At 64.9% G+C, this 16,373-nt stretch carries 13 protein-coding genes; 4 read left to right on the top strand and 9 right to left on the bottom strand.

Annotated features, from left to right (window positions below):
- Positions 1-41 precede the first annotated feature (41 nt).
- The gene (locus tag ACQ4OD_RS21555) at positions 42-1,559 is read left to right on the top strand and encodes a nucleobase:cation symporter-2 family protein (protein WP_023630301.1); all 1,518 of its coding nucleotides are present in this window, start codon (positions 42-44) and stop codon (positions 1,557-1,559) included.
- Positions 1,560-1,658: 99 nt separating this feature from the next.
- On the opposite strand, the gene ACQ4OD_RS21560 is transcribed toward ACQ4OD_RS21555, so the two are convergent.
- From ACQ4OD_RS21560 to radA, 8 genes are all read right to left on the bottom strand, one after another.
- Positions 1,659-2,996 carry a TolC family outer membrane protein gene (locus ACQ4OD_RS21560; RefSeq protein ID WP_258599418.1) on the bottom strand — a complete coding sequence of 446 codons (1,338 nt, stop codon included), beginning with the start codon at positions 2,994-2,996 and terminating at the stop codon, positions 1,659-1,661.
- 5 nt (positions 2,997-3,001) lie between these two features.
- On the bottom strand, positions 3,002-4,333 hold the full coding sequence (locus ACQ4OD_RS21565) for an HlyD family type I secretion periplasmic adaptor subunit (RefSeq protein ID WP_198755627.1): 1,332 nt from the start codon (positions 4,331-4,333) through the stop codon (positions 3,002-3,004).
- 4 nt (positions 4,334-4,337) lie between these two features.
- Positions 4,338-6,089, bottom strand: a complete 1,752-nt coding sequence (locus ACQ4OD_RS21570; protein WP_198755626.1) for a type I secretion system permease/ATPase — start codon at positions 6,087-6,089, stop codon at positions 4,338-4,340.
- A 169-nt stretch (positions 6,090-6,258) separates the two neighbouring features.
- Positions 6,259-6,876, bottom strand: coding sequence for a heme acquisition protein HasA (locus ACQ4OD_RS21575; protein WP_102684544.1), 618 nt, complete (start codon positions 6,874-6,876; stop codon positions 6,259-6,261).
- Positions 6,877-6,957: 81 nt separating this feature from the next.
- The gene (locus ACQ4OD_RS21580) at positions 6,958-9,627 is read right to left on the bottom strand and encodes a TonB-dependent hemoglobin/transferrin/lactoferrin family receptor (protein ID WP_430944891.1); all 2,670 of its coding nucleotides are present in this window, start codon (positions 9,625-9,627) and stop codon (positions 6,958-6,960) included.
- 195 nt (positions 9,628-9,822) lie between these two features.
- Positions 9,823-10,812 carry a FecR family protein gene (locus ACQ4OD_RS21585; protein WP_198755625.1) on the bottom strand — a complete coding sequence of 330 codons (990 nt, stop codon included), beginning with the start codon at positions 10,810-10,812 and terminating at the stop codon, positions 9,823-9,825.
- A gap of 68 nt (positions 10,813-10,880) precedes the next feature.
- The gene (locus ACQ4OD_RS21590; RefSeq protein WP_139668509.1) at positions 10,881-11,384 is read right to left on the bottom strand and encodes an RNA polymerase sigma factor; all 504 of its coding nucleotides are present in this window, start codon (positions 11,382-11,384) and stop codon (positions 10,881-10,883) included.
- Between the two features lie 72 nt (positions 11,385-11,456).
- On the bottom strand, positions 11,457-12,824 hold the full coding sequence (gene radA, locus ACQ4OD_RS21595) for a DNA repair protein RadA (protein WP_046857208.1): 1,368 nt from the start codon (positions 12,822-12,824) through the stop codon (positions 11,457-11,459).
- A 178-nt stretch (positions 12,825-13,002) separates the two neighbouring features.
- Here radA and mscL point away from each other — a divergent pair, with 178 nt between their 5' ends.
- Positions 13,003-13,416, top strand: a complete 414-nt coding sequence (gene mscL, locus ACQ4OD_RS21600) for a large-conductance mechanosensitive channel protein MscL (RefSeq protein ID WP_046857209.1) — start codon at positions 13,003-13,005, stop codon at positions 13,414-13,416.
- Between the two features lie 68 nt (positions 13,417-13,484).
- Here the strand turns inward: mscL and ACQ4OD_RS21605 are convergent, their stop codons facing one another.
- A complete protein-coding gene (locus tag ACQ4OD_RS21605; RefSeq protein WP_102684548.1) occupies positions 13,485-14,261 on the bottom strand; it encodes a ferredoxin--NADP reductase in 777 nt (258 codons plus the stop codon).
- Positions 14,262-14,476: 215 nt separating this feature from the next.
- Here ACQ4OD_RS21605 and ACQ4OD_RS21610 point away from each other — a divergent pair, with 215 nt between their 5' ends.
- Together ACQ4OD_RS21610 and ACQ4OD_RS21615 are read left to right on the top strand one after the other, a co-directional pair.
- Positions 14,477-15,181 carry an autoinducer binding domain-containing protein gene (locus ACQ4OD_RS21610; protein ID WP_430944889.1) on the top strand — a complete coding sequence of 235 codons (705 nt, stop codon included), beginning with the start codon at positions 14,477-14,479 and terminating at the stop codon, positions 15,179-15,181.
- A gap of 97 nt (positions 15,182-15,278) precedes the next feature.
- Positions 15,279-16,373, top strand: a 1,095-nt coding sequence (locus ACQ4OD_RS21615) for a methyltransferase (RefSeq protein ID WP_430944890.1), incomplete at its 3' end; no start/stop codon positions are given.

The following is a 16,373-nucleotide window of genomic DNA, read 5'->3' on the forward strand; positions in this document are numbered from 1 at the left end:
TCTACAGTAGCGACACAACAATAAACAGAGAGCCTGCTCCAATGACCACGTCCCCCAGCACGTCTCCCGCCCCGCGCCCCGAGGACGAAAACCTCGGCCTCGGCGCCAACCTGGCCTACGGGCTGCAGCATGTCCTGACCATGTATGGAGGGATCGTCGCCGTACCCCTGATCCTTGGCCAGGCCGCCGGCCTGGCCCCGGCGGAGATCGGCCTGCTGATCGCTGCCTCGTTGTTCGCCGGTGGCCTTGCGACATTGCTGCAGACCCTTGGGCTGCCGTTCTTCGGCTGCCAGCTGCCATTGGTCCAGGGCGTATCGTTCGCGGGTGTGGCGACCATGGGCGCGATTCTCGGCAGCCAGGGCGGCGGTGGCCTGCCGGCGGTGCTGGGCGCGGTAATGGCAGCCTCGTTGATCGGGTTCCTGATTACCCCGGTGTTCTCGCGTATCACCAAGTTCTTCCCGCCCCTGGTGACCGGCATCGTCATCACCACCATCGGCCTCACCCTGATGCCCGTCGCGGCCCGCTGGGTGATGGGCGGCAACAGCGCATCGCCAGAGTTCGGCAGCATGGCCAACATCGGCCTGGCGGCACTGACCTTCGCCATCGTCCTGCTGCTGAGCAAGCTGGGCAGCGCGAGCATTTCGCGCCTGTCGATCCTGCTGGCGATGGTCGCCGGCACATTGATCGCCTGGTCGCTGGGCATGGCTGATTTCAGCAAGGTCACCGAAGGCCCGATCTTCGCCTTCCCCACCCCGTTCCACTTTGGCATGCCGACCTTCCACATCGCCGCGATCCTGTCGATGTGCATCGTGATCATGGTGACCCTGGTGGAAACCTCGGCGGACATCCTGGCGGTCGGTGAGATCATCGACACCAAGGTCGACTCCAAGCGCCTGGGCAACGGCCTGCGCGCCGACATGGCATCGAGTATCCTGGCGCCGATCTTCGGTTCGTTCACCCAGAGCGCCTTCGCCCAGAACGTGGGCCTGGTGGCAGTGACCGGCGTGAAGAGCCGCTATGTGGTGGCCACCGGCGGCGTGATCCTGGTGGTGCTCGGCCTGCTGCCGATCATGGGCCGGGTGATTGCGGCAGTGCCTACCCCGGTACTCGGCGGCGCCGGTATCGTGCTGTTTGGCACCGTGGCCGCCAGCGGCATCCGCACCCTGTCGAAAGTCAGCTACAAGAACAACGTCAACCTGATCATCGTCGCCGCCTCGCTGGGCTTCGGCATGATCCCGATCGCGGCGCCGAACTTCTACCACAGCTTCCCCAGCTGGTTCGAAACCATCTTCCACTCCGGCATCAGCTCGGCGGCGATCATGGCGATTCTGCTGAACCTGATGTTCAACCACTTCACCACCGGCAACTCGGAAAACCAGTCGGTGTTCGCCGCGGCCTACGAGCGCACCATCCAGTACTCCGATATCTCGGCCCTGCGCGATGGCGACTACTTCAAGGATGGCAAGTTGTTCGACGCCGAAGGCAACGAGGTACCGGTGCTGGAACTGGACGAGCACGGCAACGAGACGCCCAGGCGCAAGGCGGTTGCCGAACACTGATCGCTGACCAGGACGGTCATCGAGGGGAGCCGACGCGCATCGTCGGCTCCTTTTTTGTCTGAACAGATGCGTGAAAGCGAGCGCGCTACCACGATCGCCCTAGCCGTGCGCCACGAAGTACCGATTCAACACATTCAGATCACCGGCCTCCAGCACCCCCGCCAGATAGCGCAGCTGCAACCAGGCCCGCAGGTACTCATGCCGCGCCTGGGCCAGGTCGCGCCTGGCGCCGAACAGCTGTTGCTCGGCATCCAGCACATCGAGGTTGACCCGCTCACCGCCTTGCACACTCTTGCGCGTGGCCTGCACCAAGGCGGTGGCCGCCTTGACCGCCAGGTCGTAGGCGCGGATCTTCGCCGTGCCACTGGCGCACAGGTTGAACTGTCGACGCAACTGGTTGACCGTGTCGCGCAGTTGCGCATCCAGCTCGAAGCCCGCGGCATCCCGCTGGGCCCGGGCCTGGCGCACCGACGCGGACACGCCGCCACCGGCGAACAGCGGCACGTTCAACTGCACGCCGATGCTGTCGGTGTCATAGCGCTGGTTATAGCTGCTCTCGGCGCTGGAGCTGGATATACCCTTGCTGGCATAGGCACTCAACGAGGGCAGATGACCGGCCCGCTGACGCTCGATGTTCTGCTCGGCGACCTCCAGCCCATGGCGCTGGCTGGCCAGCTCGGCGTTGCGGGCAACAGCCAGGTCGCGCCAGGGCTCGAAACGCGCGGGCTTCAGTGGCTGGACGCGAAAATCACCGGTCATCGGCGCCAGGTCATCGACCTCTACCGGCTCGCCGATGATCGCCTGTAACGCCCGCAACGCCGCATCGAGATTGTCCCCTGCCTCGATCTCCTGGGCCTGGGCCAACTCGTAGCGGGCCTGGGTCTCGAGCACATCGGTGCGGGTACCCTCGCCACCTTTGACCAGTTGTTCGTTGAGCGTCAGTTGTTCGGCAAAGGTACGCCGCTGGGCCTGGGCCAGGGCGATCTGTTCATTGGCGAACAGCGCTTCGCTGTAGGCGCCGAACAGCCGCACCATCAGTTCCTGGCCACGACCACGGTAGCGTTCGTCGGCCAGCGCGGCCTGGGCCACGCCACGGCGGTAGTCACTCCAGGCGGCATAGTCGAACAGCGGCTGCTCGAGGGTCAGGGCCGAACTGTAGCTGCGGTAATCACGCTGGGTGGTCACGTTGCCAGACGGGTTGCGCTGGGTCACCTCCGAGTCGTTGCGGGCGCGGTTGTAGCGGTATGACAGTTTCGGCAACAGTCCAGCGCGGCCGATCAGACGGTTTTCGAGCCCGGCCTCACGCTCGGCGATCGAACCCTGCCAGGTCGGGTCGTTGCGCAGGGCCAGGGCATAGGCATCACCCAGGTCAAGGGCCTGCGCCGAGAGACTGGTGAGCAGCAGAAACAGGCCTGCGAAACGCAAAGATACCGGCATTACACTTACTCCTCCGCCAGGGCAACGTGCACCCGGTCGGCCAAAGGCTTGAACAGGTAATTGAGCATCGAGCGTTCGCCGGTACGAACGAAGGCCTCCACTGGCATGCCAGGGCGAATATCCAGGCCCGCCAGTTGCCCAAGGCCCTGTTCGCTGACCTTAATACGTACCTGGTAGTAGGGCTGATGGGTCTTCTCGTCCACCAGGCGGTCGGCCGAGACCAGGGTCACCTCGCCGTCCACCCGCGGCGTGGTGCTCTGGTTGAACGCCACGAACATCAGCTCCACTGGCAGGCCAGGGCGCAGGCGGTCGATCATCTCCACCGAGGCCCGCGCATCGACCAGCAAAGGCGCATCGCGCGGCACGATCTCCATCAGTTGCTGGCCGCGGGCGATGACCCCGCCATTGGTGAACACACTGAGGCCGACCACCGTACCGGCCACCGGGGCCCGCACCTGGGCATGGGCCAGTTCGAATTCGGCGCTGCGCAGGCGGTTGCCCAGGTCCTCTGCGCTGGCCTGCAGCTCGGCGAGTTGCTGGCGCACCTCGTTCTGGTACTCCTGTTGGCGTTGGCCGATGCGCAGCTTCAGCTCCAGCACCTGGCGCCGGGTGCGGCCGATGTTGCCGAAGTCCTCGGCGATCGAGCCATTGACCTGAGCTAGCAGGCGCTCGCTGTCGAGCAAGCGATTGCGGGCGATATAGCCGTCCCGCGCCAGCTCGCGCAGGCCGCGCAACTGCTCGTCCAGTGCATCGCGCTGGGCCTGCTTGCTGGCCAGCGAACCCTGCAGCCCCTGCAGCGAGGCTTCGGCACCGGCAATGCTCTCACGCAGGCCGCCGAGCTCCATGTCCAGCGCCTGGGCCCGGCTGCCACGCAGCTGGCGCTGCCCTTCCAGCACCGTGGCGACCCAGGGGAGGTGTGCCTGGGCCTGCAGGTCTTCGGGATAGGCAAGCGTCGCCCGACCATCGCGCTCGGCCAACAGGCGCGCCTCCCCGGCGCGGGCGTTGACGTACTGCACCCGCAACGAGCCGACCTGGGCCTGGGCCTGGGTCGCGTCCATGCGCAGCAGCACCTGGCCGGCGTTCACCGTGTCACCGTCACGCACCAGCAACTGCTCGATCACCCCGCCCGTGGGGTGCTGCACTGCCTGGCGGCTACCGGCGACCATCACGCTGCCGCTGACCGGCACGCCCTTGTCCAAGGGCGCCAGCGCGGCCCACAGCAGAAAGCCGCCGAAACCTGCCAGCACCAGCCAGCGGCCGACACGGCCCGGCCGGTGTTCATCGAGGCTGAGCAGGCTTGCCTCGGTCTTTTGCGTGGAGAGGGCGTGTACGCTCATGAAGTCAGGCTCTTGGCTGGCCGAACGTGACGTTCAGGCCGATGGGGTTGCGGGCGGTGGAGGGGGCGGGCCGAGCGGCCCGTTGGGCGTCCTGCAGTACCCTGGCGGTGGGGCCGAAGGCCTGCAACTGGCCGCTCTTGAGCATCAACAGGTTGTCCAGGCCGGCCAGCAGCGAAGACTTGTGAGTAATCAGGATCAGCGTGCGCTTGTGCTCGCGCAGCCTGGCAATGGCCTCGACCAGCGCCCGCTCACCAGCGTCATCGAGGTTGGAGTTAGGTTCGTCGAGCACGATCAGCGCCGGCAGCCCGTACAGCGCGCGTGCCAGGCCGATGCGCTGGCGCTGACCACCGGAAAGCCCCATGCCGCCCTCCCCCAGCAGCGTGTCATAGCCATCCGGCAAGGCGAGGATCATGTCGTGCACGCCCGCCAGTTGCGCCGCGGCGACCACCTGCTGGGCGTCGACAAGCCCCAGTCGCGCAATGTTGTCGGCGATGCTGCCGGCGAACAGTTGCACATCCTGCGGCAGGTAGCCGATGTGCTGACCCAGCGCGCCACGGTCCCAGGTCCGCAAGTCGGCGCCGTCCAGGCGCACCTTGCCAGCGATCGGCGCGCCAGCGCCGACCAGCAGCCGCGCCAGGGTCGACTTGCCCGACCCGGAAGGGCCGATGATCCCCAGCGACTCGCCCGCTGGCAGCGCGAAGCCCAGGTTGCTCAGGCACAGGCGACTGCTGCCCGGCTGCGTCGCGCCCACCTGCTCGACCGTGAGCTTGCCGAGCGGTGGCGGCAGCGGCATGCCCGCCGGCCGCGGCGGCTGGGCCTGCAGCAACTCGCTCAGGCGTTGATAGGCCAGGCGCGCACCGCTCCATTGGCGCCAGGCACCGATCAACTGGTCGATCGGCGCCAGCACGCGGGCCATGAGGATGGAGCCTGCGATCATCATCCCTGGGGTGATCAACTGTTCGATGGCCAGCCAGGCGCCCAGCCCGAGCACCAGCGACTGCAAGGCCAGGCGCACGGTCTTGGTCAGCGCGGTGACCGCCGCGGTGCGCTCGCTGCCCAGGTTCTGCTGGGCCAGAAACCCATGATGCAACCGTGCCCAGCGCTGGCGCACGGCGCCGAGCATGCCCATGGCCTCGATCACTTCGGCATTGCGCAGGTTGGCGCTGGCCTCCAGGCCCGCCTGCTGCGACAGTTGCCCGGCTTGTGCAAACGGCGCCTGGGTCATGCGCTCGTTGACCCACGCCAGCACCGTCAGCAACACCGCGCCCGCCAGCGCCATCAGGCCCAGCCACGGGCTGAACATGAACATCACCAGCAGGTACACCGGGAACCACGGCGCATCGAAGAAGGCGAACAACGCCTGGCCGGTGGCGAACTGGCGCAGCGCGGTCAGATCGGCGAGCATCTGCCCCGCCGCACCCTTGTGCCCGGCCAGGCTTGCCTCGTAGGCCGCCTCGAACACCCGCGGGTTGAGGTCCATGTCCATGCGCGTGCCCAGGCGGATCACCACCTGGCTGCGCAGCCACTCCAGCAGCCCCATGAAGGCGAACACCCCAAGCACCATGAGGCTGAGCATCAACAGGGTCATCTCGTTGCGCGACGACAAAACCCGGTCATAGACCTGCAGCATGTACAGCGCCGGCGCCAGCATCAGCACATTGATCACCGCGGTGAACAACGCGACGTTGCCAAGCCCGGCACGGCAGGCCTTGAGCGCCCGCAGCACTTCGTTGGCCGCGGCGGGAGCGGTTCGCATTTGTTGGAAACCTCGTAGAAGGCGCCGACAGGCGATTGCATTCGCGCCATCGTCGCCACAGAATTCGCACCGCCGCAGCCTGGGCCCGGCAAAGACACGGGCTGCGGGGTAAGTGCATCAGATCAGCGAATGGCAGGGTGACCTTCCATTCGCTTTTTCATGCCTGCGCTCAGGCCGCCAGGGCCAGGTCCTCAGGCAGCGCCTGCACGCCAACCGCTTCGGCGGAGGCCGCGTGAGCGGGGCCTGCGGCCAGGGCCGCGCCGATCTCGGCGAAGGTGCTGTTGGTGGACACGCCAAAACCGGCCAGCAGGTTGTCGAGCACGCCCTCCAGGGCCGAGGTGTTGCCCTGCATCAGGCCGTAGATCACGCTCTGCACTTCGTTGCCGGCACGACCTGCGCCCTGCGCGGCATCCAGGTCAAGGCCGTTGAAGCTGACCACGTAGTTGCCCAGGGTGAAGTCGCTGCCGCTGCCGCCGCCGAGCACTTCGCCCAGGGAAACGTTGTCGAGCGAACCCCACAGGTAGTGATTGAGGTTGTCGCCCGGTGCCTTCGATGGGTCGAACACGTAGTGCAGGCCGTTGGCGCTGTCGCTGTCGGCAATGAAGGCGTAATCCGAGCTGTTGCGACCGTGGGTGGCGTATTGGTCGCCGTCGAAAGTGCCGTTGCTGAAGCCGCCGGTGTTGCTGTAGCCGTGGCCGGCGGTGACGAAGCCGGCGCTCCAGAAGGCCAGGTAATCGTCGACGGTGGAGCTGGCGAAAGCGGCGTCGTAGTTAACGGAAAGGGTCATGACAGTTCCTCGTTGTTGCACAGTTATGACGAAGGCGTGTTCCGTGCCTTCGCGTCGCCCGAATGGGCAAACCCGGTTGAATCAGAAGCGGTACTCGAGCATGCCGCTCAAGGTGCGACCACGGGCCAGCGACAGGTTGTTGCCGTCGCCCATCGCCACGAAGTAGGCCTCATCTGTGGCATTTTCCAGGGAAAGGGCCAGGTTCAGGCTGGGAGTCATCCAGTAGCTTGCGTACAGGTCATAGACGGTGTACTGGGGCCACTGGGCCTGATCGATCTGGTTGTAGGTATGGCTCTTGAGGTTTTCGCCATTGCCTTCGCTGTAGCGCACACGCATGCCTACATCCAGGGAGCGATCGAGCAGGCGCATGCCCAAGGTCAGCGCACCGCGGTCTGCAGGCATATAGGAAGCGTTGCCCATGATGTCGCCGCAGCTGACGATGTTGTTGGTGTCTGCGGCGCCCTCGGCGCGTGATACCCGCACCGGCAGCATGATGATGCGGCTGCCCACACGGACCGGGCGCATGACGGTGCCGGCGCTGACCAGCCGCTGTGCCCCGCCCATGTAGAACTGGTTGGAGCAGAACTCGTTGCTGCCGATCATGTGGGTGTAGCTGAGCTGCCCGTAGTAGGCGCCGGCGTCGTAATCCAGGCTGTATTCCACGCCGCGAAAGCGCGTGGTCTCCAGGTTGTTCTGGTAGGCCGAGCGACCCAGCGCGATACCCGCCACGCTGCTGCCGGGCAACGAGACATTGGTGTCGAGAAACGAGAAGTTGTCGATGCGCGTGTCGAAGTAGGCGACCTTGGCGCCGAACCGATCGCCGTCGCGCAGCAGCGACTCCTTGAAAATATTCAACCCCAACTCCCAGTTGTGCGATTCCTCGGCCTTGAGAAACGGGTTGGGATAGACCATCTCGGCACTGCCGCCGGCATGTGGGCGGCCGCTCATGAACACCTCGGTCACCGCCGGCGGACGCCAGCCACGGCCCCAGCGGGTGTAGACCTGCAACCAGTCCGGCCCTGGCTTGACCGCAATACCGAAGGTTGGCGAGAAACGGCCTTCCTCCGTCTGCTCGTCGAAGATCATATGGGTCTGCTGGCGCGAAAGGCTGACCTCGGTGACCCCCTCGGGGTACATCCAGGTGGTGACGCCGGTCTTGCCGCTCAGCCGGTAGCGGTCATAACGCAAACCGGCATCCAGGCTGAGCCAGTCGTCATGCTCGTAGGTGAGATTGCCGAACAGGCTGGCCATGATCCGCTTACCCTTGGGATTGGCACCTTGCACATAGGGCAGCGATTCCACTTCGTTCTGGGCGGCGACACGGTCCGTGCTGGGACGGAAACTGTCCTGGAACAGCTCGGTGCCGTAGTTGAAACTCAAGGTGTCGACCTGCCCGAAGTGCCAGCGCGAGGTGTTCTGCACCTGCAGCCCCCAGGTGTCGGTCTGGAAGCGGTCGGTATAGGCCTCGACACGGTTGCCGGTCCCCACGCTGGACATGTTGTCGGCGTTCCAGCGGTCCTGGCGGGTGGTTACGTAATAAAGCTTGGCCTTGAAATCGATCAGGTCGTTGTCGGGCGAGAAGCTGTAGTCGACTGCAGCGTTCTTCGCATTGATGTCATTGGTCCCGGTGACCCGGTAGTAATAGCGGTTACTGTTGCTGTCGTTGTAGGTCCAGGCATCCTTGCTGTCGGCATCGGTCTCGAAGTAGCTGAACTGCAGGCGCTGATGCTCAGGCAGGTTGATGCCGAACTTGGACAGTTGGGAGCGGGTGATGCTGTCCATCGCCCCGACTTCACCGTGCAGCCAGCTCTTCCAGGCCTCGCGATTCTCCAGCTTGCCGCGGATCTGCGTGCCCAGGTTGTCGGCATTCTGCGTGCCGCTGCGGTAGTCGCCGAAGTGCCGCTCGCTGTAGCCGACGAGGATGTCGCCTATCTCGTTGCCGGCAGCAAACAGCGCACTGCCGTTGAAGTACGTGCCATTGCCCAGCTCGCCGATTCCATGGCCGGCGCGCAGGCGACCGCCTACTTCCTTGCCGGCGCCCAGCAGGTCACGGGCCTCGACGGTATTGAAACTGGCGATGCCACCGATCACCCCGGCGCCCCCCATACCGGCAGAGGTGCCCTTGTCGATTTCCACGCCCTGGATGAACTCCGGGTCGATGAACATCGTGCCGTTGCGCTGCTGGTGGCCGTTGACACTGAAGTTCTGGCGCATGCCATCGATGTTCATGTTGACTCGGCCATAATCCTGCACGCCGCGGATGTTCACCGACAGCCCGGGGTCGCGCTGGTTGACCGCTGTGTACACCCCGGCAGTCTGCTCGAGCAGGTCGGCAGCGTGGCGCGGCGGGCGTTTGTCGATCTGCTCGCGGGTGATCACGCTGACCGAGCGAGGCGTCTGGTAGACCCAGTCGCCGTCACGCATCGAGTCAATATGGGTGGCGCCCAGTTCCATGACCTGGCCACCCTCCGCCAGGCGCTCCAGGCCTACTTGGCCCGGAGCACTGAAGCGATAGCGTACGGGCATGCCGCGTAGTAACCGGTGCAACCCCTCTTCGACGCTGTAGCCGCCGTGCAGGCCTTCGCTTTGCAAGCCAGCCAGTGTTCGGCTGTCGAAGAACACCTGCACCCCGGACTGCTCGGCATAGGCCAGGACGGCACTGTCGAGGGACTGGGCAGGGATATCGAACTGAATGACGGTGTGCCTGGCGCTGCTGGCGGCGGTAGCAGCCTGCACCATGCCGATCCCCATCGGCAGGGTGCAGGTGCCCAGGGCCAGGCTGCCGGCAAGGGCGATGCGGCCCAGAGGCCGGAGGGGTCGAGTTGATTGCGTGCTCACTGCGCGTCTCGTCTGTTGGCGTTTTCTAGTAATGAAAATCAATCTCAACAGTCAGACGAGCAACGCGGGAAAACTCAGTAACACCAGATGAAAGTTTTTGCGAAAGACTCAGTAGATCACGGTCAAACCCGGTAACTGCAGGCGCTTGGCCTTCAGCTCGCGGGTAAGGGTATCGGCGGCGACGGCCAGGTTGTCGAGGCGGAACACCCCGCTCACTTCCCGCTGCGCCAGCGTGCCATCGACCACCATCAGGCGGCCATCGCGATAACGGTTCAGGCGCTCGACCACCTCGGCCAGAGGCTGGCGCTCGAACACCAGCACACCTCGCTGCCAGTCGGTGGCGCGCTGCAGATCGTGGCCACTCCATGGTCGGATACCTTGGGCCTGGTCGTAGCGCACTGCCTGCCCCTCCTGCAGGATCTGATGGGCGGCACCCTGGGTCGGCGCCGTTTGCAGGCGCACGTCGACACTGTGCTCGAGCATGCCCACCCAGCCGCCATCACCCGCCTTGCCCACCACGAATCGGGTGCCCAGTGCCTGGCTGGTGGCACCGGCATATTCGACCACGAAGGGCCGCGGCTCATCCGCGCTGACCGGCGCCGCACTGAACACCGCCTCCCCCGCCAGCAGGCGCACCCGACGCTGCCGACCATCGAAGTCGAGCTGTACGGCACTGCCGCTGTCCAGATCGACCTGGCTGCCATCGGGTAGGCTGACGCGGCGCACTTCGCCAGCCGCAGCGTAGTCGGCACGCCAGTCGAGCAGTAATCGAGGGCCTTGTTCGACACCCAGGATTGCCAACAGCAGCAACGCACTGCTGGCCACCGCCCAGCGCAGCCGCGTCGGCCGACGCCGGCCACGCGTACGCTCGGCCCGGGCTACTGGCGCCCGGTGCGGCGTTGTCGGTGCCAGGCTCGCCACCTGCCCGAGATCGGCCCAGGTCGCCTGGGCGAAGGCATAGGCCCGTGCATGGCGCGGATCGCTGCCGCACCATTGCGCCAACGCCAGCTGCTGCGCCGGGCTCAGGGGGCCGCCCCCTTCCAGCACCACCCACTCGGCGGCCTGCTCGCGGATGGCTTGCTCGTTCTGGCTGCTCACACGGTTCTCTCGCGATCTGGTTATGTCTGGGCTGACGTCTGAAGCGGCATTTGTCAGTAAACCGTTGGTCATTCGGTTTCCTGCAGGCACTGCATCACATAGGCCAGGGCCTTGGCCAGATGCTTTTGCACCGAGCTGTCGGAGATCCCCAGTTGCCGGGCAACCTCGGCATGGGTCATGCCTTCCAGGCGGTTGAGGCGGAAGATTTCCCGGGTGCGCTCGGGCAACTCGCCAAGGATCGTCTGCAGGCGACGCAGGTGCTGCTCGCGCACGGCTTGCTCCTCGAGCCCGGGGCCATCCTCGACGAGCGCCTCGAAAGCCTCGTGGGGCAGCGTGTCGGTCTTGCGCCTTTGCTGCTGACGCACGTGATCGATCATCAGGTTGTGCGCGGTGCGATAAAGGTACGCCTGGGCGTTGTCGATGGTCTCGGTACGCTGCTGCTCGGCCAGGCGCAGGAAACTGTCCTGCACAAGGTCAGCGGCCAGCTGTGGGTCGCGCACCTTGCGCGAGAGCAGGCCTTGAAGGTTTTTCGCGTGCTTGAGAAACAGCCGCTTGAGGTCTAACTCCGCCACACGCGCTCCATGAGGTGGTCGCAAGGTGGCGGTATGCTACTCGTTATTGAGAATCACTTACAAGAAAATGACCTACTCGAATAGTGCATCCAGCGCTTGTTCCAGACGGGTCACGGCAATCACCTGCAACCCGGCGGGAGCCTCTTTCGGTGCGTTGCCCTTGGGCACGATGGCACGCTTGAAGCCATGCTTGGCCGCCTCCTTCAGACGCTCCTGGCCACTGGGCACCGGGCGCACCTCGCCCGACAGGCCGATCTCGCCGAACACCAGCAGGCCATGGGCCAACGGCCGGTTGCGCAGGCTGGACATCACCGCCGCCAGCAACGCGAGGTCGGAGGCAGTCTCGAGCACCTTCACGCCACCCACGACGTTGAGGAACACGTCCTGGTCGTGGGTGGGGATGCCACCGTGCCGGTGCAGCACCGCCAGCAGCATGGCCAGGCGATTCTGGTCCAGGCCCAGGGTCACCCGCCGAGGGTTGGCCAGGTGGCTGTCGTCGACCAGCGCCTGGACTTCCACCAACATCGGCCGGGTGCCCTCCCAGGTAGCCATGACCACGCTGCCGGGTACCTCTTCCTGGGTGCGGTTGAGGAAGATCGCCGACGGATTGGAAACTTCCTTGAGGCCGCGGTCGGTCATGCCGAACACGCCCAGTTCGTTGACCGCGCCAAAGCGGTTTTTCACTGCGCGCAACAGGCGCAGGCGGCCATCGGACTCGCCCTCGAAATACAGCACGGTGTCGACCATGTGCTCGAGCACCCGTGGACCGGCCAACGAGCCCTCCTTGGTGACGTGGCCGACCAGGAAGATCGCCGTGCCGCTCTGCTTGGCGTAGCGCACCAGCAATGCCGTGCTCTCGCGCACCTGGGCCACGCCACCCGGCGCCGACTGCAGTTGTTCGGTGAAGATGGTCTGGATCGAGTCGATCACCATCACCCGCGGCTTTTCCTGGCGCGCGGTGGCGATGATGGTCTCGATGCAGGTTTCGGTCATGACCTTGAGCTGGTCCTGGGGCAGGCCCAGGCGCCGGGAACGCATGGCCACCTGCTGCTGCGACTCCTCGCCGGTGACATACAGCGCCGGCATCTGCACGGCGATGTTGCACAGGGTCTGCAGGAGGATGGTCGATTTGCCGATACCCGGATCGCCCCCGATCAGCACCACCGATCCATCCACCAGGCCGCCGCCCAGCACACGGTCGAGTTCGGTGCTGCTGGTGGTGAAGCGCGGGATCTCCTCGACGCTCACTTCGGCCAGGGTCTTGATCTGCGCCTGCTGCCCGGTCCAGCCGGTGCGCCCGCTCGGTGCCGCGGCGCCGCCGCTTTCGATCATGCTCTCGACCAGGGTGTTCCAGGCACCGCACTCGCCACACTGCCCGGCCCACTTGGGGAAGGTCGCGCCGCACTCGGTGCAGCCATACAAACGCTTGGCCTTGGCCATGGGCTGGGTCTCCTGGAAAAAACCGCCATGATAGCCGAACACGGACGTGCCCCGGAGCCCTCGGCGGGCGACAAAACTATTCGCTCTATAAACAGTCTGTAGCTGCGAACGTCACGCATGAAGCGTTTTAGTGGCTTACACTGCGTTTACCTCTCCATTCGTAACAAAGGAATACAGCATGGGCATGCTCAGTGAATTCAAGGCCTTCGCGGTCAAGGGAAATGTCGTCGACATGGCGGTGGGTATCATCATCGGCGCGGCGTTCGGCAAGATCGTTTCGTCCTTCGTCGGTGACGTGATCATGCCCCCCATCGGCCTGCTGATCGGCGGTGTCGACTTCAGCGACCTGGCCATCACGCTCAAGGCTGCCGAAGGCGATGTGCCGGCCGTAATGCTGGCCTACGGCAAATTCATCCAGACCGTGCTCGACTTCATCATCGTCGCCTTCGCCATCTTCATGGGTGTGAAAGTGATCAACCGCCTCAAGCGCGAAGAGGCAGTGGCACCGACCGCTCCGCCGGTGCCCAGCGCCGAGGAAACCCTGCTGACCGAGATTCGTGACCTGCTCAAGGCGCAGAATCGCCAGCCCTGAAGCACAAAACGACTGGGGCCGCTTTGCAGCGGCCCCAGTGACGGCGATCCAAAAGGCGCCATTGTTCCTTACCAGTAGTTCTCCACCGCCACCTGCCCCGGCCGCTTGCTCAGGCTCAGTTGCAAGTCCCGCGCCTTGAGCACCTTGCGCGTCTCGTCGATCATCTCCGGGTTGCCGCACAGCATGATCCGTGAATGCTCCGGCGAAAGCGCCAACCCCGCCGCCTTTTCCAGTTCACCGTTCTCGATCAACGTGGTGATCCGCGCATTCAACGCACCCGGATGCTGCTCTCGGGTGACCACCGGAATGAACTGCAGCTTGCCCGCGTACTCCGCCAGGTAGTCGCGCTGTTCCAGCGCGGCGATTTCATCGACATACGCCAGCTCCTTCGCCTCGCGCACCGAATACACCAGCTTGATGTTGTCGAAGCGCTCCCAGGCCTCGAAGTCCTGCAGGATCGACATGAACGGTGCGATGCCGGTGCCAGTGGCCAGCAGCCACAGGTCACGACCGCCAACGAAGCGGTCAAGGGTCAGGTAACCGAAGGCCTGCCGGTCGATCAGCAGGGTGTCGCCTTCGCCGAAGCGGCTCAGCTCACTGGTGAACTCCCCACCGGGCACCACGATGGAAAAGAAGTCGAGATGTTCGTCATGGGGCGCGCTCACCATGGAATAGGCGCGCCAGACGACGCTGCCATCTGCCTTGCTCACGCCCAGCCGGGCGAACTGCCCCGCACGGAAGCGAAAGCCTGCATCGCGGGTGACGCGCAGGGAAAACAGGTTGGGGGTCAGGGGCTGGACGCCGAGCAGGGTCTGGCGGGTGAATTTGTCGGCGCTGGCGGTCATGACGGGCTCCACGAATCAAGTGCGCACAGTGTCGCGCAAAGTAGCGGAGATAAACACCGTCGATTTGTAGGGCATGCCATGGCACCAAGCGCAAACAACTAAGGATGCGTGGCAGCTATAACAAAAAAACCCAGCACACCGTTAGGAGATTTCCTACACTAGGGACCGTGCAATGCTGACTTTGGATCCCCAGAGACGCAAAGGGAGCTTCATCGATGCCACATTGGAAGAGTGAGCAACTCCAGCAACTGCTGGAGGAGCAGGAACCGCAGCGGTTGTTCGGCCAGGCCGTGCAACTGGCCCAGGCACTGGACATGGAGTTCGTCGGCCTGACGCTGCACCTGCATGTGGCTGCTCGTGGCCCCCAGGTGATCCTCTACAACAACTACCCAAGCGCCTGGAACGCTCGCTACCAGGCTGAAGACTTCATCAAGATAGATCCATCAGTATCAAAATGCCACCATACGACGCTGCCGCTGGTCTGGAACGACGAACTGTTCCACGAGGTGCCTCAGCTGCGAGAGGCCGCCACTGCCTACGGCATGACCCATGGCTGGAGCCAGTCAGTGCACGACCAGCAGCACAACGAAAGCCAGTTGAGCGTCTCCAGGGCCAAAGGCGCAGTCACTCGTGACGAACTGTTCGAGAAGAGCGCCCAGGTGATGTGGCTGTGCAACACCTTGCACGCCGCCCTCAGCACGCACCACCTGGCGAAGTACAGCCCACTGCCGCAATTGAGCGAACGCGAGCTTGAAGTGCTCAAGTGGTCCGCCGCCGGCAAGACCGCCGCCGACGTGGCGATGATTCTCTCGCTGTCGACCAGTACCGTGAATTTTCATATCCGCAGTGTGATAAGCAAGACCAACGCCTCCAACAAAGCCGGCGCCATCGCCATCGCCGCACTGCGAGGCCTGCTCTGACAGCCCTCCCCCCGCACAGACGCAAAGCCCTGTAGAATCACCCGCCGCAAGCCCGCGCACAGCGCGCCGGGCAGGATTCGCAGCAGAGCCCCACGCCATGCCCCTGTTCAACAGCCCCTTCGCCGACCTCGACCTGATCCGCCAGCCGGAGCAAACCAACGACCCGCTGCTGGCGTTCGATGCCGCCGACCAGTACCTGCTGGAACACATGGCCGCCCAGGCACCAGGCGCAGGCTGCAAGGTGCTGGTGCTCAACGACAGCTTCGGCGCCCTGGCCGCCAGCCTGGCCGGGCACCTGGACGTGACCAGCAGCGGCGACTCGCACCTGGCGCACCTGGCCCTGGAGAAAAACCTGGCAGGTAACGGCAAGCCGTTCGACAGCGTACCCTTCATCCCGGCCAGTGAGCCCTTCCAGGGCCCGTTCGACCGCGTGCTGGTGCGCGTGCCCAAGACCTTGGCCCTGCTCGAGGAGCAACTGATCCGCCTGCAGGGCCAATTGGCGCCTGGCGCCCAGGTGATCGCCGGGGCGATGATCAAGCACCTGCCCAGAGCCGCCGGCGACCTTATGGAGAAGTACATCGGCCCGGTGCAGGCGTCGCTGGCGCAGAAGAAAGCGCGCCTGCTGATTGCCACTGTGACGCAACGGCCTCTCGCACATTCCCCCTACCCCAGTCGCTATCGTCTGGAGACGCCGCCCCTGGAGCTGGTCAACCACGCCAACGTGTTCTGCCGCGAAGGCCTGGACATCGGCACCCGTGCCTTCCTGCCGCATCTGCCGCGTGACCTGGGTCGCGCCCGCGTAGCCGATCTTGGCTGTGGCAATGGCGTGCTGGCGATTGCCAGCGCCCTGGCCAATCCGGATGCGCATTTCACCTTGGTCGACGAGTCGTACATGGCGGTGCAGTCGGCGCGGGAGAACTGGCGGGCGGCATTGGGCGAACGCGAAGTGACGATCAAGGCTGCGGACGGCCTGGCGGGGCAGGAGAAACAATCGCTGGACGTGGTGCTGTGCAACCCGCCGTTCCACCAGCAGCAGGTGGTCGGCGACTTCCTCGCCTGGCGCATGTTCCAGCAGGCCCGCGAGGCACTGGAAGTCGGTGGCGCGCTGTACATCGTCGGCAATCGCCACCTGGGCTACCACAGCAAGCTGGCGCGCTTGTTCCGGGGTGTCGAGCAGGTCGCGGCGACGCCG

Origin of the sequence: Pseudomonas sp. WC1 (genome assembly GCF_050586565.1) — a bacterium.
Lineage (GTDB): Bacteria > Pseudomonadota > Gammaproteobacteria > Pseudomonadales > Pseudomonadaceae > Aquipseudomonas.

Bases quoted from the DNA above. Each gene is read 5' to 3' on its own strand.
- ACQ4OD_RS21570 (WP_198755626.1), bottom strand. From the start codon at position 6,089: ATGCGAACCGCTCCCGCCGCGGCCAACGAAGTGCTGCGGGCGCTCAAG.
- ACQ4OD_RS21560 (WP_258599418.1), bottom strand. From the start codon at position 2,996: ATGCCGGTATCTTTGCGTTTCGCAGGCCTGTTTCTGCTGCTCACCAGT.
- ACQ4OD_RS21580 (WP_430944891.1), bottom strand. From the start codon at position 9,627: ATGGGGATCGGCATGGTGCAGGCTGCTACCGCCGCCAGCAGCGCCAGG.
- radA (WP_046857208.1), bottom strand. From the start codon at position 12,824: ATGGCCAAGGCCAAGCGTTTGTATGGCTGCACCGAGTGCGGCGCGACC.
- ACQ4OD_RS21610 (WP_430944889.1), top strand. From the start codon at position 14,477: ATGCCACATTGGAAGAGTGAGCAACTCCAGCAACTGCTGGAGGAGCAG.
- ACQ4OD_RS21555 (WP_023630301.1), top strand. From the start codon at position 42: ATGACCACGTCCCCCAGCACGTCTCCCGCCCCGCGCCCCGAGGACGAA.
- mscL (WP_046857209.1), top strand. From the start codon at position 13,003: ATGGGCATGCTCAGTGAATTCAAGGCCTTCGCGGTCAAGGGAAATGTC.
- ACQ4OD_RS21575 (WP_102684544.1), bottom strand. From the start codon at position 6,876: ATGACCCTTTCCGTTAACTACGACGCCGCTTTCGCCAGCTCCACCGTC.
- ACQ4OD_RS21605 (WP_102684548.1), bottom strand. From the start codon at position 14,261: ATGACCGCCAGCGCCGACAAATTCACCCGCCAGACCCTGCTCGGCGTC.
- ACQ4OD_RS21565 (WP_198755627.1), bottom strand. From the start codon at position 4,333: ATGAGCGTACACGCCCTCTCCACGCAAAAGACCGAGGCAAGCCTGCTC.